The 19,914-nt window shown below is 72.4% G+C and carries 21 protein-coding genes; 10 read left to right on the top strand and 11 right to left on the bottom strand.

Annotated features, from left to right (window positions below):
* Positions 1 to 561: 561 nt before the first annotated feature.
* Positions 562 to 1,629: a 1,4-dihydroxy-6-naphthoate synthase gene (locus ACQPZO_RS02640; protein WP_433346678.1), complete on the top strand. Its 1,068-nt coding sequence runs from the start codon at positions 562 to 564 to the stop codon at positions 1,627 to 1,629.
* Here ACQPZO_RS02640 and ACQPZO_RS02635 read toward each other — a convergent pair.
* Both ACQPZO_RS02635 and ACQPZO_RS02630 read right to left on the bottom strand, forming a co-directional pair.
* The gene (locus ACQPZO_RS02635) at positions 1,590 to 1,976 is read right to left on the bottom strand and encodes a cold-shock protein (RefSeq protein ID WP_433346676.1); all 387 of its coding nucleotides are present in this window, start codon (positions 1,974 to 1,976) and stop codon (positions 1,590 to 1,592) included. The two genes, ACQPZO_RS02640 and ACQPZO_RS02635, sit on opposite strands and share 40 nt — an antisense overlap.
* Positions 1,977 to 2,004: 28 nt before the next feature.
* On the bottom strand, positions 2,005 to 2,628 hold the full coding sequence (locus tag ACQPZO_RS02630; protein WP_433346674.1) for an HAD family hydrolase: 624 nt from the start codon (positions 2,626 to 2,628) through the stop codon (positions 2,005 to 2,007).
* Between the two features lie 84 nt (positions 2,629 to 2,712).
* Here ACQPZO_RS02630 and ACQPZO_RS02625 point away from each other — a divergent pair, with 84 nt between their 5' ends.
* Positions 2,713 to 5,172, top strand: coding sequence for a helicase-associated domain-containing protein (locus ACQPZO_RS02625; protein ID WP_433346672.1), 2,460 nt, complete (start codon positions 2,713 to 2,715; stop codon positions 5,170 to 5,172).
* 78 nt (positions 5,173 to 5,250) lie between these two features.
* On the opposite strand, the gene ACQPZO_RS02620 is transcribed toward ACQPZO_RS02625, so the two are convergent.
* Positions 5,251 to 5,490 carry a hypothetical protein gene (locus ACQPZO_RS02620; protein ID WP_433346670.1) on the bottom strand — a complete coding sequence of 80 codons (240 nt, stop codon included), beginning with the start codon at positions 5,488 to 5,490 and terminating at the stop codon, positions 5,251 to 5,253.
* A gap of 87 nt (positions 5,491 to 5,577) precedes the next feature.
* Entirely contained in the window at positions 5,578 to 6,465 is an 888-nt protein-coding gene (locus tag ACQPZO_RS02615) for a L,D-transpeptidase family protein (protein WP_433346668.1), read from the bottom strand.
* A 173-nt stretch (positions 6,466 to 6,638) separates the two neighbouring features.
* On the opposite strand from ACQPZO_RS02615, the gene ACQPZO_RS02610 reads away from it, so the two are divergent.
* The 3 genes from ACQPZO_RS02610 (at position 6,639) to ACQPZO_RS02600 (ending at position 9,018) form a co-directional block, all read left to right on the top strand.
* Entirely contained in the window at positions 6,639 to 8,318 is a 1,680-nt protein-coding gene (locus ACQPZO_RS02610; RefSeq protein ID WP_433346666.1) for a DNA repair helicase XPB, read from the top strand.
* A 150-nt stretch (positions 8,319 to 8,468) separates the two neighbouring features.
* The gene (locus ACQPZO_RS02605; protein ID WP_433350749.1) at positions 8,469 to 8,567 is read left to right on the top strand and encodes a hypothetical protein; all 99 of its coding nucleotides are present in this window, start codon (positions 8,469 to 8,471) and stop codon (positions 8,565 to 8,567) included.
* Between the two features lie 67 nt (positions 8,568 to 8,634).
* The gene (locus ACQPZO_RS02600) at positions 8,635 to 9,018 is read left to right on the top strand and encodes a hypothetical protein (protein ID WP_433346664.1); all 384 of its coding nucleotides are present in this window, start codon (positions 8,635 to 8,637) and stop codon (positions 9,016 to 9,018) included.
* Positions 9,019 to 9,172: 154 nt separating this feature from the next.
* On the opposite strand, the gene ACQPZO_RS02595 is transcribed toward ACQPZO_RS02600, so the two are convergent.
* Together ACQPZO_RS02595 and ACQPZO_RS02590 are read right to left on the bottom strand one after the other, a co-directional pair.
* Positions 9,173 to 10,054, bottom strand: coding sequence for a GNAT family N-acetyltransferase (locus tag ACQPZO_RS02595; RefSeq protein WP_433346662.1), 882 nt, complete (start codon positions 10,052 to 10,054; stop codon positions 9,173 to 9,175).
* A gap of 114 nt (positions 10,055 to 10,168) precedes the next feature.
* Positions 10,169 to 11,803: an ABC-F family ATP-binding cassette domain-containing protein gene (locus ACQPZO_RS02590; RefSeq protein WP_433350747.1), complete on the bottom strand. Its 1,635-nt coding sequence runs from the start codon at positions 11,801 to 11,803 to the stop codon at positions 10,169 to 10,171.
* Positions 11,804 to 11,884: 81 nt separating this feature from the next.
* Between ACQPZO_RS02590 and ACQPZO_RS02585 the strand changes: the two genes are divergently transcribed.
* Positions 11,885 to 12,553 (top strand): TetR/AcrR family transcriptional regulator, encoded by a 669-nt coding sequence (locus ACQPZO_RS02585; protein ID WP_433346660.1) that lies wholly within the window; start codon positions 11,885 to 11,887, stop codon positions 12,551 to 12,553.
* A gap of 72 nt (positions 12,554 to 12,625) precedes the next feature.
* Positions 12,626 to 13,333 carry a VOC family protein gene (locus tag ACQPZO_RS02580; protein ID WP_433346658.1) on the top strand — a complete coding sequence of 236 codons (708 nt, stop codon included), beginning with the start codon at positions 12,626 to 12,628 and terminating at the stop codon, positions 13,331 to 13,333.
* Positions 13,334 to 13,551: 218 nt separating this feature from the next.
* Here ACQPZO_RS02580 and ACQPZO_RS02575 read toward each other — a convergent pair whose 3' ends face one another.
* From ACQPZO_RS02575 to ACQPZO_RS02565, 3 genes are all read right to left on the bottom strand, one after another.
* Complete coding sequence (locus ACQPZO_RS02575; RefSeq protein WP_433346657.1) at positions 13,552 to 14,271, bottom strand: PaeR7I family type II restriction endonuclease; 720 nt, start codon at positions 14,269 to 14,271, stop codon at positions 13,552 to 13,554.
* Positions 14,237 to 15,922: an Eco57I restriction-modification methylase domain-containing protein gene (locus tag ACQPZO_RS02570; RefSeq protein ID WP_433346655.1), complete on the bottom strand. Its 1,686-nt coding sequence runs from the start codon at positions 15,920 to 15,922 to the stop codon at positions 14,237 to 14,239. Before ACQPZO_RS02570 ends, ACQPZO_RS02575 begins: the two co-directional genes overlap by 35 nt.
* 74 nt (positions 15,923 to 15,996) lie before the next feature.
* The gene (locus ACQPZO_RS02565) at positions 15,997 to 16,206 is read right to left on the bottom strand and encodes a GntR family transcriptional regulator (RefSeq protein ID WP_433346653.1); all 210 of its coding nucleotides are present in this window, start codon (positions 16,204 to 16,206) and stop codon (positions 15,997 to 15,999) included.
* A gap of 380 nt (positions 16,207 to 16,586) precedes the next feature.
* On the opposite strand from ACQPZO_RS02565, the gene ACQPZO_RS02560 reads away from it, so the two are divergent.
* Entirely contained in the window at positions 16,587 to 16,850 is a 264-nt protein-coding gene (locus ACQPZO_RS02560) for a hypothetical protein (RefSeq protein ID WP_433346651.1), read from the top strand.
* Positions 16,847 to 17,113: a hypothetical protein gene (locus ACQPZO_RS02555; RefSeq protein WP_433346649.1), complete on the top strand. Its 267-nt coding sequence runs from the start codon at positions 16,847 to 16,849 to the stop codon at positions 17,111 to 17,113. The genes ACQPZO_RS02560 and ACQPZO_RS02555 overlap by 4 nt, the downstream gene beginning before the upstream one ends.
* 9 nt (positions 17,114 to 17,122) lie before the next feature.
* Here ACQPZO_RS02555 and ACQPZO_RS02550 read toward each other — a convergent pair whose 3' ends face one another.
* Together ACQPZO_RS02550 and ACQPZO_RS02545 are read right to left on the bottom strand one after the other, a co-directional pair.
* Positions 17,123 to 17,719: a dihydrofolate reductase family protein gene (locus ACQPZO_RS02550; RefSeq protein WP_433346647.1), complete on the bottom strand. Its 597-nt coding sequence runs from the start codon at positions 17,717 to 17,719 to the stop codon at positions 17,123 to 17,125.
* Positions 17,719 to 18,483: a TIGR03089 family protein gene (locus ACQPZO_RS02545; protein ID WP_433346645.1), complete on the bottom strand. Its 765-nt coding sequence runs from the start codon at positions 18,481 to 18,483 to the stop codon at positions 17,719 to 17,721. Before ACQPZO_RS02545 ends, ACQPZO_RS02550 begins: the two co-directional genes overlap by 1 nt.
* Positions 18,484 to 18,794: 311 nt before the next feature.
* On the opposite strand from ACQPZO_RS02545, the gene ACQPZO_RS02540 reads away from it, so the two are divergent.
* Entirely contained in the window at positions 18,795 to 19,838 is a 1,044-nt protein-coding gene (locus ACQPZO_RS02540) for a hypothetical protein (RefSeq protein ID WP_433346643.1), read from the top strand.
* Positions 19,839 to 19,914: the final 76 nt, after the last annotated feature.

Here is a 19,914-nt window from a genome sequence, read left to right as displayed (position 1 = left end):
AAGACGTGCTTCATCCGGTCCCTTTGGAGCTGCCCCGTTCATGCGCCCACTGGTCGGCACCGGCCGACCGCCATGTCCCCCATACCGTTACGGCCGTCCGACACAAAACGGCGAACCGGCGCAAACGGCAGAACGGCACATAACGACGGAACGGCACAGAACGCCACAGACCGCGGCGGAGCGGCGGAGCGGCAGAGCGGCGGAACGGCAGAACGGCGGAGCGGCAGAACGGCGGAGCGACGGAGCGACGGAGCGACGGAGCGACGGCAGACTGGGCGGAAGTCGGACGGCCGACGGCCGAGAAAGGGTGGGGAAAGCCCCCCGGTTGTTCTCGGCCGAGAGATCAGCGAACTCCGGATTGCCCCGTTCATGCGGGCAGCTCCAAAGGCGGCGGAAGGCAACCCCGAAGCCCGTGCGCCAAGCCCCGGACGCAGCTGACGCGTCGCGCCCACACCGGCCCACGCGCCACCCCACCGCTCGAACACCCACCCCCGCACCGCTCGACGCCCACACCCACGCCGGTCGACGCCCACACCCACGCCGCCCACACCCACGCCGTCCGTGCCCGAGCGGGGCGGGGCGCAGCGGGCAGAGCTGGTTACAGCGGGCAGGGGCGGGTCACAGCGGGCGGGGCTGGCCGGGGCGGGGTGGGAGGGACGGGGATACGGTGAGGGCGTGGCGCTCTCCCTGGCGATCTCGCCCTGCCCCAACGACACGTTCGTCTTCGACGCCCTGGTGCACGGCCGGGTGCCCGGCGCACCGCCGGTCGAGGTGACGTACGCCGACGTGGACGTGACCAACACCGCCGCCGAGCGGGGGGCGTTCGACCTGGTGAAGGTGAGCTACGCGGCGCTGCCCTGGCTGCTGGACGACTACCACCTGTTGCCCTGCGGCGGCGCGCTCGGCCGGGGCTGCGGCCCGCTGGTGCTGACCCGGGGCGGTCAGGCCGCCCCGAGCGGCCAGGCCGACCCGAGCGGCCAGGCCGACCCGAGCGGCCAGGCCGACCCGAGCGGCCAGGCCGACCGGCGAGGTCAGGCCGACCGGCCGGACCGTACCGACCTGACCGGCGCGACGGTCGCGGTGCCCGGGGACCGGACCACGGCGTACCTGCTGTTCAGGCTCTGGTCGGCCGACCGGCCGCCCGCGCGCATCGAGGTCGTCCCGTTCCACGAGATCATGCCGGGGGTGGCGGCCGGGCGGTACGACGCTGGGCTGGTGATCCACGAGGCGCGGTTCACGTACCCCCGGCACGGGCTGACCGCCCTGGTCGACCTCGGCGAGTGGTGGGAGGGCGACACCGGGCTGCCGATCCCGCTCGGCGCGATCCTGGCGCGCAAGGGCGCGGTCGACCCGGTCGAGGCGGCCGGGTGGATCCGCGAGTCGGTCCGCCAGGCGTGGGCCGATCCGGAGGCCAGCCGGGAGTACGTACTCGCGCACGCCCAGGAGATGGAGCCCGACGTGGTGGACCGGCACATCGCCCTCTACGTCAACGAGTTCACCGCGGACCTGGGGAACGCGGGGTTCGCCGCGGTGGAGGCGCTGCTGGGCCGGGCCACCGACGCCGGGCTCGTACCTCCGACCTCTGGCCCTCAGACCTCCAGCTCGCTCGCCACCGCGTGGACGAGCTGAGCGACCTTCTGCGCGGTCTTCCGGTCCGGGAAGCGGCCCCGCCGCAGGTCCGGCTGGACCTTCGCCTCCAGCACCTTGATCATGTCCTCGACGAGGCCGTGCAGCTCCTCCGCCGGCCGGCGGCGCAGCTCCGCCATCGACGGCGGGGCGTCGAGCAGCTTGACCCCCATCGCCTGGGCGCCCCGGCGGCTGTCCACCACGCTGAAGTCGACCCGTTGACCACCCGTGAGGTCGGTGACGCCCGCCGGTAGCGCGCCCTTGGGCAGGAACACGTCGCCGCCCTCGTCGCTGGTGACGAACCCGTAACCCTTGGCCGCGTCATACCACTTCACTCGACCCGTCGGCACCTGAGAACCCCTGCTTCGCTTGAGACGTCTACTGCTTCAAGGCTAGCCGGATCATGTGGTCGAGCGCCGCTGGGAATCCGGTGAGATCGTCCAGCACGAGGTGGGCCCCGGCGGAACGCAGCTCCTCGGCCGAACAAGGGCCGGTGGCGACCGCGATTCCCGGGACCCCGGCTGCCCCTGCGGCCACCATGTCGGCCACGTGGTCGCCGACGTACAGGGTCGCGCCGTGCTCGCGTAACGCCGTCGCCTTCTCCTCGGCGAACAGGTCACCGGCCAACTCGTCCACGGCCAGCCCCAGGTGGTCCAGGTGCAGCCGGGCCAACCGTCCGATCTTGGCGGTGACCACCAGCGCCCGGCCGCCGTGGGCGTGCACGGCCTCGATGGCCGCGACCGCGCCGGGCATCGGCAGGGTCGGGGTGATCGCGTACGCCGGGTAGAGCTCCCGGTACGCCTCGACGGCCGACTCGACCCGTTCGGGCGGGAACCAGCGGGCGATCTCCACACGCAGCGGTGGGCCGAGCCGGGACACCGCCGCGTCGGCGTCCACGGGTACGCCGGTGCGCGCGGTGAGCGCCCGGAACGCCGCGGCGATGCCGGGACGCGAGTCGACCAGGGTCATGTCGAGGTCGAAACCGACCGTCAGCGAGGGCATTCCGAGAACGTACCCGCCCATCACCGGCCGAGCCGGACGTCCGGGGGGCGCGCGGGCCCCAAAGCGGGCTAGCGTGGAACGACGATGACCACCTCACTCGCCGACCACCTGCGGACGCTGTCCGACGAGTCCCTGGCCGCCCTGCTCCAGTTGCGGCCGGACCTCGTCGTGCCCGTGCCGGCCGACGTGTCCGCGCTCGCGCTCCGGGCCCAGTCACGGGTCTCGGTGGCCCGGGCCCTGGACGGGCTGGACCAGTTCACCCTCCAGATCCTCGACGCTGCCCGGCTCACCCGGGGCCCGGACGACGGCACCACCGCCATGGAGGCGGTCCTGGCCATGGCCACCGCCGGCCCCCGCCCACCGGCTCCCGCCACCATCCGCGGCGCGGTGAACAAGCTGCGCGCGCTCTTCCTGCTGTACGGCCCGGAGCACGCGCTCCGCGTGGTGGGCGGCGTGGACGAGGTCTCGCCGTACCCGGCGGGGCTAGGCCGGCCTGCGGCGGATCTGGACCCGCACGCGGCCGCCCTCTGCGCGGACCCGGCGAAGCTGCGCCGCACACTGCTGGCCGCGCCGCCGTCGGCCCGGGCGATCCTGGACCGGCTGGCCGCCGGACCGCCGGTGGGCAGCGTGCCCCCGGGCGCGCTCCAGGCCCCGCCGCTCGGCGCCGAGGACAGCGTCCCGCCGGACCCGACGAACGGCGGCGCGCCGACCGGCTCGCCGGTGCGCTGGCTGGTGGACAACCGGCTGCTGGTGCTGGTCTCCGCCGGCACCGTGGAGCTGCCCCACGAGGTCGGCCTGCTGCTGCGCCGGGACAGCGGTCCGCTCGGCCCGCTGCGCACCAGCCCGCCGCCGGTGGCTGCCGCGCCGCGCGAGGCGAAGGCCGTCGACTCGGCCGGGGCCGGGCAGACCATGGAGGTGGTACGGAACACCGAGGCGCTGCTGGAACTGCTGTCCGCCGAGCCGGCGCCGGTGCTGCGCTCGGGCGGGGTCGGGGTCCGTGACCTGCGCCGGCTGGCCAAGACCCTCGGCGTGGACGACCCGACCGCCGCCCTGCTGCTGGAGGTGGCGTACGCGGCCGGGCTGGCCGGCGAGCTGGAGCTGACCGGTGCCGCCACCGCCCGGTACGGCGCGGACCAGCAGGTCATGCCCACCGGCGGTTACGAGGTGTGGCGGGCCATGTCGCTGGCCCAGCGCTGGGTGCAGTTGGCCCGGGCGTGGCTGGTGATGACCCGGCAGGCCAGCCTGGCCGGGCAGCGGGACGACCGGGACCGGCCGATCTCCGTGTTGTCGGCCGAGGCGGAACGGGCCGGTGCGCCCGCCGCCCGCCGGGCCGTGCTGTCGGTGCTGGCCGGCCTGGAGCCGGCCACCGCCCCGACGCCGGAGGAGGTGCTGGGGCTGCTCGACTGGCGGGCGCCCCGGCGCAGCCGGGGCCGGGAGGCCGCGTACCGGGAGGTGCTGGCGGAGGCCGCGCGGCTCGGGGTGACCGGGCTGGGGGCGCTCACCTCGTACGGGCGGCTGCTGCTGGCCGACCTGACCGACGCCGACGAGCGGGGGTCGGACGACCCGCTCGGGCTGCACACGGACGCGGAGAGCGGCGCCGCGTCCACCGCCGTGCGGGCGCTGGACGCCCTGCTCCCCTCCCCGGTCGACCACTTCCTGGTGCAGGCCGACCTGACCGTGGTGGTGCCCGGCCCACCCGACCCGGCGCTGGCCGGGGAGCTGGAGGTGGTGGCCGAGCACGAGTCGGCGGGCGGGGCGAGCGTGCACCGGGTGACCCCGGCGAGCATGCGCCGGGCCCTGGACGCCGGGTACTCGGCCGACGACCTGCACGCCCTGTTCCGTCGCCGCTCCCGCACCCCGATCCCGCAGGGGCTGACCTACCTGGTGGACGACGTGGCCCGCAAGCACGGCGGGCTGCGGGTCGGCTCCGCCGGCGGGTACGTGCGCAGCGACGACGAGGCACTGCTCGCCGAGGCGCTGGCCGACCGGCGGCTGGAGTCGCTGGCGTTCCGCCGGCTGGCCCCGACGGTGCTGTCCACCCCGTACCAGGTCAACCGGATGCTGATGGCGTTGCGCGACGCCGGGTACGCCCCGGTGCCGGAGGACGCCTCCGGCTCGGCGGTGCTGGCCCGGCCGAAGACCCGGCGGGCCCCCGGGCGGGCGCCGGTCGGTCGGACGCTCGACCCGCTGGCGTCCCCGAAGCTGGCCATGCCTCGGCTGCTCGGGGTGGTGGAGCAGATCCGCCGGGGCGAGGCGGCGGCGCGGGCGGCCCGGCGGGCCCCGGCGGTGGTGCGTGGCAGTACGGCCGGCTCGGGCCCGGCACCGGCGCACGGCCACAGCGACGCGCTCGCCGTCCTCCAGCAGGCGGTCCGGGACAAGGCGCTGGTCTGGGTGGGGTACGTCGACACGCACGGGGCGACCGCGTCCCGGCTGCTCCGGCCGGTGTCGATCGGGGCGGGCTACCTGCGGGCCGAGGACGAGCGGACGGAGATGCTGCACACCTTCGCGCTGCACCGGATCACGGCGGCGGTCCTGGAGAGCTGACCGGCGGGCCGGCGCCCGGCAGCGCCCCGAAGCCGAGCCACGGGGTCAGCGCCACCACGGCCGGGGCTCCGTCCCCGGTCAGCGGCGGCTGCGCCGCACGGTGCCCACCACGGAGACGGCCAGCAGCAGGGCGAACCCCGCCCCGGCGGACTCGCCGACCGAGGCGACGAAGCCCTGCTGCTGGACCAGCCAGCCGTACAGGAACCAGGCGACGAGGACGGCGGCGGCGAGCCCGTAGCCGACCACGGTGGCCGTGGTGACCGCGATGCCGGGCACGGGCTCGTCCTCGGCTGCTGCCACCTCGTGCTCGACGCTCATCGCCGCCTCCTCGGAGCCGGGGCTGGGTCGGGTGCCGGCCGGGTCGCAGGCCAGGCCGCTCGCCGACCGGGTCGCAGGCCCGGCCGGTCAGGTGCCGGGTCGACGGCCGAAGAGGACCACCCGGCTGCCGACCTTGCCCAGCTCCCACGCCCGACGGGCGTCGGCGGGGAGCAGGTTCACGCAGCCGTGCGAGCCGATCGACTTCTCGTGCAGGTAGGTGGTGGTCTGGTGGTAGCCCATCCCCTGGGTGAAATGCTGCCAGTACGGCAGCCACACCTCGTACGGGTCGGACCACTCCTTGATGTTCCGGTAATTGATCTTGTAGGTGCCGGCGGGGGTGGCGTACCCCGGCATGCCGGTCCGGGTCACCGTCGGGCCCCAGACGACCTTCCCGCCGCGCACCGCCCAGGTGGTCTGCCGGGTGAGGTCGATGCAGAAGGTGGTGCCGGACGACCCGGCCTTGCACCGACGGGTGTCGGTGGTGGCCAGCCGCTTGGACACGTCGTACGTGGTGGGGCCGGCGCGGCCGGCAGCCGGGCGGATGTCGTACCGCTGCTGGAACTTCTTGATCGCGGCGCAGTCGGCGGCGGACTGGCGGCCGTCCACGGTCACCCGCCCGAACCCACCCAGCTTCGCCAGGTACGTCTCCACGGCGCGCTGGTGCTCGCCCTGCGGGCAGCCGACGGCCCGAGTCGGCACGGTCGGCGCGGCCCGCTCGGTGGCCGCCGTCCGGGTCGGCGTCGGCTTGGGCCTGGGTTTCGGCTTCGCCTTCGTCGGGGTGGGTTTCGGCCGGGTCCGCTGGTCGGGGTCGGACGAACCGCCCGCCCCCGTTCCCTGCTCGGCTGAGCCGGCCTGGGCGAGCCCTCCTCCACGGCCACCCGGGTCGGCCTGCCGATCGGGCGTGCACGAACCGACGCCGACCAGCGTGACCACGGCCAAGGCGACGACCCTGGCGGTGAGTGGAACCTGTCTCATGAGGCCTCCCAGGGTGGTCGTCCCTCTGCTAGACGCCGGGCGTACGGGAATGGTTGCACCCCGGTGTCCGATTTTCTGCCCTCATCCGCTTCCGTGCAAGACTGGTTGGTCGGCCCGGGGTCACCCGGACACCCGCGAGGCGGCCGGCGACCAGGCAAGGAAAGGACGCTGGCGTGAGCGGTGGACCACTGATCGTTCAGTCGGACAAGACCCTGCTGCTGGAGATCGACCACCCCGACGCCCAGGCCTGTCGGATGACGATCGCGCCGTTCGCCGAGCTGGAGCGCTCCCCCGAGCACGTGCACACGTACCGGCTGACCCCGCTGGGGCTGTGGAACGCGCGGGCCGCCGGCCACGACGCCGAGGGCGTGGTGGACTCCTTGATCAAGTACTCCCGCTACCCGGTGCCCCACGGGCTGCTGGTCGACGTGGCCGAGACGATGGACCGGTACGGTCGGCTGCAACTCGCCAACGACCCGGCGCACGGGCTGGTGCTGCGGGCGCTGGATCGGATGGTGCTGATCGAGGTCGCCAAGAGCAAGAAACTCGCCGGGATGCTCGGCGCGAAGCTCGACGACGACACGATCGCGGTGCACCCGTCCGAGCGGGGCCGGCTCAAGCAGGCGCTGCTGAAGCTCGGCTGGCCGGCGGAGGACCTGGCCGGGTACGTCGACGGCGAGGCGCACCAGATCGATCTGGCCGAGGCCGGCGGGGACGGCGGGAAGCCGTGGACGCTGCGGTCGTACCAGCGGGAGGCCGTGGAGGCGTTCTGGGCCGGCGGGTCGGGCGTGGTGGTGCTGCCCTGCGGCGCGGGCAAGACGCTCGTGGGCGCCGCCGCGATGGCCGAGGCGAAGGCGACCACCCTGATCCTGGTGACCAACACGGTCGCCGGCCGGCAGTGGAAGCGGGAGCTGATCGCCCGCACCTCGCTGACCGAGGAGGAGATCGGCGAGTACTCGGGCGAGCGCAAGGAGATCCGCCCGGTCACCATCGCCACGTACCAGGTGCTCACCTCGCGGCGCGGCGGCGCGTTCACCCACCTGGACCTGTTCTCCGCCCGCGACTGGGGCCTGGTCGTCTACGACGAGGTGCACCTGCTGCCCGCGCCGATCTTCCGGTTCACCGCCGACCTCCAGGCCCGCCGCCGGCTCGGTCTGACCGCCACCCTGGTCCGCGAGGACGGCCGCGAGGGCGACGTGTTCAGCCTCATCGGCCCCAAGCGGTACGACGCGCCGTGGAAGGACATCGAGTCGCAGGGCTGGATCGCCCCCGCCGAGTGCACCGAGGTACGGGTGACGCTGACCGACGCGGAGCGGATGTCGTACGCGACGGCGGAGGCCGAGGAGCGCTACCGGATGGCGGCGACCGCCCGCACCAAGCTGCCGGTGGTGAAGGCGCTGGTCGACCGGCACGCGGGCGACCAGGTGCTGGTGATCGGCGGGTACATCGACCAGCTGCACCAGCTCGGCGAGTACCTGGACGCCCCGATCATTCAGGGGTCGACGACCAACAAGGAGCGGGAGCGGCTGTTCGACGCGTTCCGGTCCGGGGAGGTCCGCACCCTGGTCATCTCGAAGGTCGGCAACTTCTCCATCGACCTGCCCGAGGCGGCGGTGGCGATCCAGGTGTCGGGGACGTTCGGGTCGCGGCAGGAGGAGGCGCAGCGGCTGGGCCGGGTGCTCCGCCCGAAGGCCGACCGCCGGCAGGCGCACTTCTACACGGTCGTCTCCCGGGACACCATCGACACGGAGTACGCGGCGCACCGGCAGCGGTTCCTGGCGGAGCAGGGGTACGCGTACACGATCGTCGACGCCGACGACGTCCTCGGCCCGAAGCTGCCCTCGGTCGACTGACCGCACACCCGTCAGTCAGCACGGAGCTTCCGCAGGACGTACTGGTTAAGGCTCACGCCGTCCAAGGCCGACGCGGGCGGCAGTTAAGTCTAGGGCGCTCTACTTTGCCGGCGTGACCTTCGAAAGGTTCGCGAGGGCGGCAGCCACACGATCTACAGGTACGGCCCACAGAACGTCGTCATACCTCGACACAAGGAGATCAACGAACTCACGGCGCGGGGTATCCTGCGCAGCCTGGGCTTGAGGTGAGAGGGGCCTGTCGTCAATGAGGTACACCGCGAGATGCGTACGCTCGGGCGCTTGGTGGGCGATCCGCGTGCCAGAGATCAAGGGCGTGTTCTCCCAAGCTCGTCGTCTCGACCAGGTCGAAGGGATGGCACGCGAAGCCATCGCCCTCATGCTCGACGTAGACCCGCACAGCTTCGACGTCGAAGTGCAGCCCGACCTGCCGCAAGAGGTGACCCTCGCCCTCAGGGCCCGCAGCGCACTGCGCAAGGCCGAAGAGTCAGCCGAAGAGGCGACCGTCACCGCTGCACGCGCACTACTCGCAAAGGGCTACACGGTCCGCGACGCGGGTTCGCTTCTTGGCATCTCCCCGCAGCGCGTGTCGCAGCTAGCGCCGAAAAAGGCCGCGGCCGGCAAGGTCAGCAAACGCGGGGAAGCCCCTTCCACTCAGGACCACGAGATCGCCGCCGCTTGATACGGCGCCTCCGGCACCGGATCATCGACGCCGACGACGTCCTCGGCCCGAAGCTGCCCTCGGTCGACTGACCACGCCGGCCGGGCCGCCCGCCGACTCGCGAGCCGCGCCGTCACCGCCCGCCGCCTCTGACGCGACCGCCCGGCCGACCGCGTCAGGGGCGGAGGCGCAGGTAGCGGGCGCGGCGGCCGGCGTCACGGAACCCGAGCCCCCGATACAGCACGGCGGCCGGGTTGTCGTCGTTGACGCAGAGCCACGCCTCCCCGGCGCCGTCACCGGCCAGCGACCGCAGCGCGGCGGCCACCAGGTGTGCCCCGACCCGCCGCTGCCGCCAGCCGGGGACCACGCCCACCTGGTCGACCCAGTTGTCGATGACGTTGAGGAAGCCGATGGCGGTGCCGTCGGGACCGCGGGCGATCAGCGACAGGTCCGGCCGGTACCCGTCGTCGTCCCACAGCTCGCTCAGCCACTCCTCGGCCTCGGGCGCCCGGAAGCCGGGCCGGTCGGCGAAGGACGCCCGGTACGTCTCGAACAGCTCGGGGCCAGCCTCCCGAACCACCGGCCCGGTGCACACCCCGTCGGGCGGCGGCACGTCCGGCAGGGCGGCCAGGTCGTGCCGCAGCACCCACTCGACGAAGGTCCGCTCGAAGCCGCGCGCCACGAACAGGGCGTCCGCGCCGGGGCTCCAGGACTCGGTGGTCAGCACCAGCTCGACGCCCCCGGCCTGCTCGCCCGCCCAGTCCAGCAGCCGACCGCCGAGACCCCGCCCGCGCCAACCCGGATGCACCAGGCCGGTGCTGGTGGCCGGCTCCCGGCCGGTGCCCACGCCGACGGCCGCGACCAGGCGGCCATCGTGCCAGGCACCGAGGGTACGGGTCTGCAACAGCCGGGCCCGCAGCAACGGGGGACGGGCGAACAGCGGCAGCCCGCCGTCAACAGCCAGGCATCCCCCGGCCAGCTCCGTGAGCGCCGCGAGGTGCTGCTCGCCGAGGTCCCCCCAGGTGAGGGCGTCCACGCCCAGATCCGTCCGGTCCACCAGAATCCCTTCCTCGTCACTGCTCGCCGAGAAAGTAGGCGTCGCGGAGCCCGGTGGCGTCAACGGGTTTCCGACAGGGCCGCCAGAGCGTCCGGGAGATACGGGCACCGGCGGTCAGCGGGCTCGTCGGACGGTGCCCTCGTCCCAGATCGGCTCGTCGCTCTCGTAGACCACACCGTCGGCGCCGAAGACGAGGTAGCGGTCGAGGTGGGCGGCGAACCAGCGGTCGTGGGTGACGGCGAGGACCGTCCCGGCGAACCCCTCCAGGCCGCGTTGCAGTGCGTCGGCGCTGGCCAGGTCGAGGTTGTCGGTGGGCTCGTCGAGCAGCAGCAGGGTCGCCCCGGCCAGCTCCAGCAGCAGGATCTGGAGACGGGCCTGCTGACCACCGGAGAGGGTCTGGAACGGCTGATTCCAGGCTGGCGCGATCTCGTACCGGGCTAGGGCGGCCATCGCGTCGTTGCGGACCAGGGCGTGGTCGGTCATCACGATCTCGGCGGGCGTGCGGTCGTGCAGGTCCGGCCGGGCGTGCGTCTGGGCGAACAGCCCGGGGACCACCCGGGCACCGAGCCGCACGACGCCGGTGTGGGCGACCGCCGGGGCGTCCTCGCCTGCGGGGGCCCCGACCTCAGCCAGGAGCTTGAGAAACTGGGACTTGCCGGATCCGTTGGAACCCAGCACGGCGACCCGCTCGCCGTACCAGACCGCCAGGTCGAAGGGCCGCATCAGTCCGGTCAGCTCCAGCCGCTCGCAGCTCAACGCCTGCCGCCCGGTGCGCCCGCCGCGCAGGCGCATCCGGACGTTCTGCTCCCGTGGCGGCCGGAGCGGCGGGCCAGCCTCCTCGAACCGGGCGAGCCGGGTCTGCGCGGCGCGGTACGCCGATGCGAGCGCGTCGTTGCGGGCCGCGCCCTGGCGGGTGGTGTGCACCAGGTGGCGGAGCCGCGTGCGTTCTTCCTCCCAGCGCCGGCGTCGCTCGTCGAGACGTTCCGCCCGCTCCCGCCGCGCCGCCGGGTAGCCGGCGAAGCCGCCCCCGTGCACCCAGACCTGGCGGTCCTCGACCGTGACGATCCGATCGGCGACGGCGGCGATGAGCTGCCGGTCGTGCGACACCAGCAGGATCGTCTTGGTGCTGGCGAGGAGTTGCCGCTCCAACCACTGTTTGCCCGGCACGTCGAGGTAGTTGTCCGGCTCATCGAGAAGCAGGATCTGGTCCGGCCCGCGCAGCAGCGTCTCCAGCACCATCCGCTTCTGTTCCCCGCCGGAGAGGGTGCCGACGTCCCGCCGCGCGGCGCGCGGGTAGGGCAGGCCGAGCGCCACGGTGGTGACCGTGTCCCAGACGACCTCCAGGTCGTAACCGCCGGCCTCGACGTGCTCGGTGACCGCGTGCGCGTACCCCATCTGGGTGGCCTGGTCGTCACACGCGGCCAGCTCCCGCTCGGCGCGGGCCAGCTCGGCCGTGGCGGCCTGGATCCGCCGCGGGGCGACCGAGAGCAGCAGTTCCCCGACGGTACGGCGGGAGCCCGGGTCGCCGATGAACTGGGGCATCACGCCGAGGCCGCCGAAGCTGGTGACCTCGCCGGCGGTCGGGGTCAGCTCACCGGCGATCAGCCGGAGCAGGGTGGTCTTGCCTGCGCCGTTCGGGCCCACCAGGGCGGCGGTGACCCGGTCGCCGACCCGGAACGACACGCCGGTGAGCAGGGCCCGGCCGTCCGGCAGCAGGTACGTCAGGTCGTTGACGTCAACGTGTGGCACCGTCACCCCCGATCTACTCGATCAATGATCCACTTCTAGAACGTTGTTCTAGAGGGTCGAACGCCATACTAGACTGCGAACATGACCGGAGTGTGGTTACGCCCCCGCCGTACCTCCCGCACGGGACCGCCGCTGAGTCGAGAGCGGATCGTCGCCGAGGCCGTCGCGCTGCTCGACGCCGAGGGCGTGGAGGGCCTGACCATGCGCCGCCTGGCGCAACGCCTGGACGCCGGGCCGACGACGCTCTACTGGCACGTCAGCGCCAAGGAGGACGTTGTGGACCTGGCCCTCGACCAGATCTTCGGCGAGGTCCGGCTGCCCGCCGACGCCGGCGACTGGGCCGACGACGTCCGCGCCCTGCTGACGGGCTGGCGGGCGGCGATGGTGCGCCACCCCTGGTCGGCGGCGCTGATCGGGCGGCCACTGCTCGGGCCGAACGTGCTCACCCGCACCGAGCACCTCCAGGCGGCCCTGCGCCGGGGCGGCCTGGTCGAGCCGCACCTCGGCGCGGCGACGCACGCGCTGGCCAACTACGTGATCGGCGCGGCACTCACCCACGCCACCTGGCAGCAACTCGACGACCCCGAGGCCCGGCACGCCGCCCGGGAACACCTCGCCGGCCAGCGGGACACCTATCCCACCCTGGTCGAGCACGGCCACCTGGACGACCGGGACTGGGACGAGACCTTCGACCACGGCCTGACGTACCTGCTCGACGGCATCCGGGGGCACATCCGGTCGCCGTGCTGACGCCCGCCCCGCCCGGCGGGGCTGCCGGCTTATTGCCTTGTTGCCCCGCCGGCTCGCGCCTACCGTGAGCTGATGATCTCGCCACGGCTGACGGTGACCTGCGATGCGCACGACGCCGCCCGCCTGGCGCGGTTCTGGGCCGACGTGCTCGGCCGGGAGGCCATCGAGGACGCAGATGGGCTGCTCCTGCCCGGCGAGGACGGACAGGTCAGCCTCCGGTTCGTCCCGGGCCGCGCGCAGGCGGTGGAGCCGAACCGCCGCCTGCACCTTCACCTGACCAGCACCAGCCTCGCCGACCAGCAGCACAAGGTGGCCACGGTGCTGGGGCTCGGCGGCAGCCACCTCGACGTCGGGCAGCGCCCCGAGGAGGGGCACGTCGTCCTGGCCGACCCCGAGGGCAACGAATTCTGCGTCATCGAGCCCGGCAACAACTTCCTCGCCGGGTGCGGCCTGCTCGGCGAACTCGCCTGCGACGGCACCCGGGAGGTCGGCCTCTTCTGGAGCGCGGCACTGGGCTGGCCGCTGGTGTGGGACCAGGACCAGGAGACCGCGATCCAGTCACCGCACGGCGGCACCAAGGTCGCGTGGGGAGGCCCGCCCGTGACCCCGAAGACGGGGAGGAGCCCGCAGCGCTTCGACCTCGCGCCGCCTCACGGCGACCAGCAGGCGGAGGTCGACCGGCTGGTCTCTCTCGGAGCCGCTCACTTTGGGGGCGGTGCGGACGGTGCCGTCGAGCTGGCCGACCCGGACGGCAACGAGTTCCGCGTCAGCGGGGACTGACCACAGCGCGGCCGGCTCGCCGGTCGCCGCCTGGCGTGAGTGCACCGTCTCCCCCGAGGCCGAGCAGGCCGCGCCGGCGCTCGCCGGGGAGGGCGTTTGGCTCGCCGACACACAACGAGGGCCGCGGCGCGCCAGCAGCGGTTCCTGACGGAGCAAGGGAACGCCTAAACGATTGTGGACGCCGACGACGTGTTTAGGCCGTCGCTACCCTCGCTCGGCTAGTTGGACCTCGGTGGCAGGACGCCGATCTGTTCGATGCGGGCTGTGATGGCACCGACGAAGGCGGCGAATCCGATCTCCGGGTCGGGCTGACGGATCGGCGCCTCCGGCTCGCGGGACGACGTGACCAGGCAGGTGGCGTCGTACAACCCGGAGGTCATCAGGCGCTTACAAAGAATGCCGTAGCGATCTAAATAGGAAGTGTTTGAAAAAACCGCGTCAATCGACAGCGTGCCGCTCCGCGGCCTTCCCTTACGGGTCGACTTCGTCGCCTCCTCAACGAGGAGGACGTATCCGAGCCACGGCCGCAGCCGGCCCAGCAAGCCGTGCTCGTACGCACGCCACAGGTCGACAGCGCTACCGATCGCCTCTTCGCTCCGGTTGTTGAAGTTGTTGCCGAAGGACGGGCCGACCTGTGACTTGAGCTCGATGGCCGCAACCAGTTCCTCGCCCTGAAGCACGACCAGGTCCCACTGCTTTGCCGGCCGGAAGTAGCCCGGTAGCTCAATGCCCGACCTGAATCGAATAGCGTCGGCCGGGAAGCCGGCATCCCTGAAGACGCTCGCCAGCAATGTGACCAGCGCGTCAAGATGAGCTCCTCCGGTGACCGCGCCACGTCCTCCGGTGTCGGTCTTCCCGGACAGCAACTTCTTCGCGGCCTGCGACTCGCGAACTACCCAGGAGCTACGGATTGCCGCCTCGAACGCCTGCTGGTCCATCGATCAGATCTCCCGGCTCCTCGATCCCGTACACGCGCAAAGCGACCTCCGTTGCCGCCCGTGAATCCCGTCGGTCGAATGCGGCCGCGAGCGCGGTTCGATCTGTAGCCGAGATGGCCTCAGGCTTGGGTACTCGGATTCGACGCAGGTACTGGGCTTGGAAGCGAAGGGTGCCGCCACGCATTCTAACGGCATAGGCCTCCACAAAGGCCTGCGCCACACGGGAAAGCAGAAGCCCACCCAGGACTCGGAGATCCCACTCGTCCGACACGATGTAGTACAGGTTGTGATGTGGGTAGTAGCTGCCCTCATCCAGGACCGGATGAATCGTCGTCTTCATGTCCGGAAACAACAGTTTCGGGCGTTCGACTAGGGATTGATCCACCTTGTCGATCGTCCGGTACCAGTGCGCGGGTCGCTTCCCGGCGACGTGCCGACGCTTCAGGGCTGCAGCGTGCCGCTGGTAGTACGCCCGCAGACGCGGCAGTGCCTCCAGGTCCACAAGTTGCCCGTCAGCATCCCAAGGATTGACGAGGTAGTGGCCCGACCAGGACAGCGTGCCCGAAGTCGTGTCACGAACCATCGACAACGGCAGCAGCCGCCGCGGTTCAACGTCCGCCTTCGTGGTGATGAAGACACTGTCGGCACCCGTCGCGACGCCAATGCCGACCCGGGTGCCGGTCGCTCGGTCCTCCAGCGCAGGAAACCGCTCGTTGAGCGTCTCTATCAGGGCTAGCCGTGAGGGCGATCCACACGGCCAGGAGTCGCTACCACTGAACCAGTGAGGAAGGCTGGCTACCTCGTATCGATTGTTCGCCCTGGCTGCGGCGTCCGGGTCGGCGACCCACTCCAGAATCTCCGGCGCGTCCTGCGGCCCGAACGGCCGTCGAGTCTCCACCACCACAGCGGTGCCCTGGTGCGCGCGGCGCAACACGGTGACGGCCGGGTAGGCGGCAACCTGCTCCTCGAAAGCATCAACGTCGTGCATCTCCACCAAGACTTCGACGCTGAATCCGGCGGTGACAAGCTCCCGCAGATGCCGGCCGTACTGGTTACGCATCCAGCGATCGGCGCAGATGAAGGCGAGTACACCCCCGGGCTTCAGGGACCGAAGCCCGCGTTCGTAGAAGCCGACGTAGAGGTCGGACCGGCCGGTCATGGTGGGGCAGGCGGCGCGGTACGCCAGCATCCGATCCGCCGGCACGTCTTCCAGCCTCACGTACGGGGGATTGCCCATCACGAAGTCGACGCCCTCGTCAAGCTCCACGTCGAGGAGGTAGTCGCACTGCCGCACCCACGCCGTGGCCACCTCCCGCGCCTCAGCGAGGGACCACCCCTCCTCTAGGAGAACGCCCTGAACCAGGCGCCTACTGGCCAGGACGTTGGGCGTAAGCAGGTCGAAGGCACGCAGGGCGTGCTTGGCGTCGAGAAGGGGCCGGTCGTGCTTGCGGCAGGAGGCGCTGATGCGGGCTGCCATCGAGGCCAGGAACGCACCGCCCCCACAGGCGGGCTCGACCGCCACGGACGCGGCGAGATCACGGTCAGCGGTGTAGCCGGCCAGGTCAAGGACCAGATCGACTACCCAGCGGCGGGTGAAGACCTCGCCATGCTCGACCGACTCCACCGGAATCGCGGTCAGCGACGAGAGCATCTCACCAAGCATCAACTGCCGCATCTGACCTGCCACCACGCCATGTGCTGAGCATAGGTCAGCGGCAAGGCTGGTCAGGGTTGGGCGGACTCCGCGACGAAGACGCCGCGACCCGGGCGGCCGACCAGCACACCTTGGTCCCGCAGCGTCGCCACCGCGCGGCTGATCGTGGACTGCGAGACGTCATACGCGTCCGCCAGATCCCGCCCGGAAGGAAGCTGAGACCCAGGCGGATAGGTCCCGTTCTTGATCTTCTTCAGGAGATCGTCGAGCAGCTCGTCCATCGTGGGCGGGATAGGCACGTCAGGCCCCTTGCAGTCGGTTGGCCCGCCCAGTATCGATCAACGGCGGCGGCACAGGCAACACACGTAGCGGTGATGACGTAGGTGGGTAGATGACTCAGAGACCTGCTTGACATAGGTAGGTCAGTAGCAATACCGTCGCTTTCGGTGATGAGATGCCGCTGCAATCGGTTGGCGCCTCTCGTACCGGTCTCGCATCACCGCTGCAAGGAAGGCCCCACCCCGCGCCACTCCCCCGGCGCGGCCCTGCCGCCGTACTGCCGTTCGTGGCTGCGGCGGCCGGGCAGGGCGGCCTCCGCCGGCTCGGACCGGCGGGGGCCGCCCCTCCACTTCGACGTGAAACCGACGAAGGGCGGTCCCCCGTGCGCAACCTGATCCGTCGGCTGACCAGCCGACCATCGACACCGAGAGGGCCGCTGCGTCCCGCGCAGATCCGCGACCGGCGGTTCACCGTCCGCCGGCACGGGCTCGACCCGTTCGAGATCCGCACCTTCCTGCACGAGGTCGCCGACGAACTGGCCGTCGCGCAGACCGCCCTGGTCGCCGTGCGGGAGGAGAACGTACGCATCCGGCGGGCGCTGCACGCGTGGCAGGGCGGCCAGTCCGGGAAGCACCGGTACCGATGACCGACCGCTGGGTGATTCACCTGCCGATCACCGCACCCGACCTGCCCCGGGCGCGGATCTTCGCCCGTACGGCCGCCCGGGTGCTGGCCCGGCTCAGCGCCCGCGTCGAGGCGGGCGGGGTGACCGTCTCGGCCGAGGACGAGCAGCACGTACGACACTGGGTCTTCTGCGACCGGTTGCTGCCCGGCGGCGGGCGGTGTGCGCTGCCCACCGAACACCTGTCGCCCTGCTCCCGGCGGGCCCGGTGGCCGGGCCGACGCTGACCCGGACGGCTACGGCCGACGGACCCGGTAGTAGAGGTGGGTGACCTCGTCGCCCTCGACGACCGTCGGCCCGCGCAGCTCGACCGGCGCGCGCCCGAGCTGCGCGAAGAACGGCACCCCGCCGCCGAGGAGGACCGGCACCAGGTTCACCCGGATCTCGTCCAGCAGCCCGGCGTCGAGACACTGGCGGGCGATGCTGCCCCCGTTGACCCCGACCCAGCGGTCACCGGCCAGCTCCCGGGCCCGCGCGACGGCAGCCTCGATGCCGTCGGTGACGAAGGCGAACGGGGCGTCCGGCCGGGGCCAGCCGTCCGGCACCCGGTGGGTGACCACCACGACGGGCGTGTCCAGGGGGTGTCGGCCGTCCCAGCCGTCGACGAGGTCGAAGAGTCGCCGGCCGACGACCAGGGCACCGGTGTCGTCCATTGTGCGCCGCAGGTGGTTGGCGCTCGCCGGTGAGGTGCGGAACGTCAGCTCCGGCTTGGCGTTGGGCGTGACCACCTCGCCGTTGCCGTACCACCGGAAGAGCTGGTCGAAGCCCGTCTCGCCCGGCCCGGCGATGTAGCCGTCCAGCGACATGCTCGCCTCGGTGTAGACCCCGGCCATCAGAGCACCCGGGTGACGTGCTCGGCGGCGATGCGGGCGTCGAGCCGGGCCGGGTCGAGGTTGGCGCAGAGCACCACCGACGCGCCGACGGCCAGCGGCGCGAGCAGCCACTTCAGCGGCTGCTCGTGCTCGGCCGTGTCGACCAGGAGTCGGTCGCCGGCGCGCAGGTCGAGCTGCTGCGCGACCTCCGCCGCCACCCGCCCGTACGCCCCGTAGCTGGTGCCGTCCGGGGTGGCCGCCTGCGACGGGCGGATGCCGGCGTAGTCGGGCGGGGCGTCGGTGTGCCGCAGCACCTCCGCGTCCCAGTCCAGCCAGCCCACCGGCACGTCGGCGAGCGGGCCGAACCCGGTGCCGACGAGATACCGGTGCGTCCCGGCGGGCACGTCCTCCAACCAGTCGTCCAGGCGCTCCGGAGTCACGAACACGGCGTCGTACGGCCGGTCGCCGCCCGGTTCGAGCACCGGCAGCCCGGCGGTGGCCCGGGGCCGGAACGACACCGCCACGCCGATGGACCAGGCACCGAGCACCACGGCGGCGGTACGCCAGTGGGGCGGCAGCAGCACCGCCGCCCGGTCGCCGGCACCCAGACCGCACCCCTCGCGCAGCAGCCCGGCGGACCGCGCCGCCCATTCGCCCAGCTCGGATGCGGTCAGGTCGATCCGCTCTCCGGTGGCGTCGTCGTGATAGGTGAGCAGCGGCGAGTCCCGCTTCTGCGGCGCGGCCGGCGCGGTGATGTCGACGGTGACGGGCAGGCTGGCAGGCATCGGGCCTCCTGTCTGACGGCGGTTCTCACCCTAACCACCCGCAACCCTTCGGTCCTGCCCGACGCACGCGGGGCCAGGGCTGCCTTTCGCCGCCTGATGGAACTGCCCGCAGAAACGGGGCGACGCCGCAGGCAATCACCGAGCCCGACCCGGCGATTGAGGGCATCGACCTTGGTATACCCCTGCATCAACCTACGGCCGTTACCCCGTGGCGACCGCGCCTGAAGAGTGGGGGAATGACGCACCGCAGGGAAGTTGGGACAGCGCCATGTACCGATGCCGACGACCCCCGCGAGCCGACGCGCGGTCGCTTGCGCAGGCTCGCGCCGGTTCTCGCCCTGCTCGCGCTCGCCCCGTGGGTCGCCGAATGCTCCTGGGGCGGCTTCGCCGTCACCGACTACCCGCTCGTCTTGGCCTTCCTCGGCCCGCTGTACGGCGGTGCCGCCGTGCTGATCCGGGAGATCGCCCGGCGTACCGGCGGCGGCTGGCCGGCGATCGTCCTGCTCGCCGCCGCGTTCGGCGTGGTCCAGGCCGGGCTGGTGGATCAGTCGCTGTTCAACCCCGGGTTTCTCGACGACACCGGGTTCGCCGACCTGGACGCCGGCACCCGGGAGACCCTGGTGCCGGTGCTCGGGTTCAGCGTCCAGCAGGCATTGGAGTACGTCGGCAACCACATCGCGCTGAGCGTTTGCGCGCCAATCGTGATCGTGGAGTCGTTCCTGCCCCCGCAGCGCCGCACCCGGCCCTGGCTGGGCCGCCCCGGCCTGGCCGCCGTCGGCGTCCTGTACCTGCTCAACAGCCTTTTGATCTTCTCCGACGACGGCGGTCGCAAGGGGTTCCTCGCTGACCCCGTCCAACTGTCCGTCGCGGCCCTGACGGCGCTCGCCCTCGTCGGTGCGGCTCTGCTGCCCCGCTGGCAACGCAACCGGCGGCCGGCACCGGCAGCAGACCCGCAGCCGGAAGTCCCCCGTACCGCGTGGCCGGTGGCCGCCGGCTCCCCGCAGCCGGCGGTCGCCCGCGTCCCGCACCCGGCCCTGGTGGGGGCGTTGGTGCTCGCCGCCCACCTCGGCGCGACCCTCCCCAACGGCTGGCTCGGCGTCGCGGCCCGGTCAGCGGCCATGGCGGTGGTGGTGACGGCGGTCGTGGTCTTGTCCCGGCGCGCCGGGTGGGGGCAACGGCACGTCCTCGCCGCGTGGGGCGCGGGCCTGGTGAACGCCGCCGCGTTCGCGTACCTCGCCCCGAGCTACGCGCCGGCGTCACCGGCGGAAGCGCTCACCAGCGACGTCATCGTCAGCGTGCTCACGCTCGCCCTGCTCGGCGGCGCGTTCTGGCGGCTGCGCCACGAGCCCGGCTGATGCCTGGTCACGGTCAGGGGACCCCGGCCGCCCACGCCGTACGTCTATGTGAGCAGCACCAGGTGAGGGTACGACG

The sequence above is a fragment of the Micromonospora sp. CA-111912 genome (assembly GCF_050948415.1).
Lineage (GTDB): Bacteria > Actinomycetota > Actinomycetes > Mycobacteriales > Micromonosporaceae > Micromonospora.
This window is presented reverse-complemented; position numbering and strand designations above follow the sequence as displayed.

Excerpts from the sequence above, each read along its gene's own strand:
- ACQPZO_RS02630 (WP_433346674.1), bottom strand. The coding sequence starts at position 2,628 with ATGCCCTCGCTGACGGTCGGTTTCGACCTCGACATGACCCTGGTCGAC.
- ACQPZO_RS02625 (WP_433346672.1), top strand. The coding sequence starts at position 2,713 with ATGACCACCTCACTCGCCGACCACCTGCGGACGCTGTCCGACGAGTCC.
- ACQPZO_RS02620 (WP_433346670.1), bottom strand. The coding sequence starts at position 5,490 with ATGAGCGTCGAGCACGAGGTGGCAGCAGCCGAGGACGAGCCCGTGCCC.
- ACQPZO_RS02615 (WP_433346668.1), bottom strand. The coding sequence starts at position 6,465 with ATGAGACAGGTTCCACTCACCGCCAGGGTCGTCGCCTTGGCCGTGGTC.
- ACQPZO_RS02585 (WP_433346660.1), top strand. The coding sequence starts at position 11,885 with ATGACCGGAGTGTGGTTACGCCCCCGCCGTACCTCCCGCACGGGACCG.
- ACQPZO_RS02580 (WP_433346658.1), top strand. The coding sequence starts at position 12,626 with ATGATCTCGCCACGGCTGACGGTGACCTGCGATGCGCACGACGCCGCC.
- ACQPZO_RS02575 (WP_433346657.1), bottom strand. The coding sequence starts at position 14,271 with ATGGACCAGCAGGCGTTCGAGGCGGCAATCCGTAGCTCCTGGGTAGTT.
- ACQPZO_RS02570 (WP_433346655.1), bottom strand. The coding sequence starts at position 15,922 with ATGCTCTCGTCGCTGACCGCGATTCCGGTGGAGTCGGTCGAGCATGGC.
- ACQPZO_RS02565 (WP_433346653.1), bottom strand. The coding sequence starts at position 16,206 with ATGGACGAGCTGCTCGACGATCTCCTGAAGAAGATCAAGAACGGGACC.
- ACQPZO_RS02555 (WP_433346649.1), top strand. The coding sequence starts at position 16,847 with ATGACCGACCGCTGGGTGATTCACCTGCCGATCACCGCACCCGACCTG.
- ACQPZO_RS02550 (WP_433346647.1), bottom strand. The coding sequence starts at position 17,719 with ATGGCCGGGGTCTACACCGAGGCGAGCATGTCGCTGGACGGCTACATC.
- ACQPZO_RS02545 (WP_433346645.1), bottom strand. The coding sequence starts at position 18,483 with ATGCCTGCCAGCCTGCCCGTCACCGTCGACATCACCGCGCCGGCCGCG.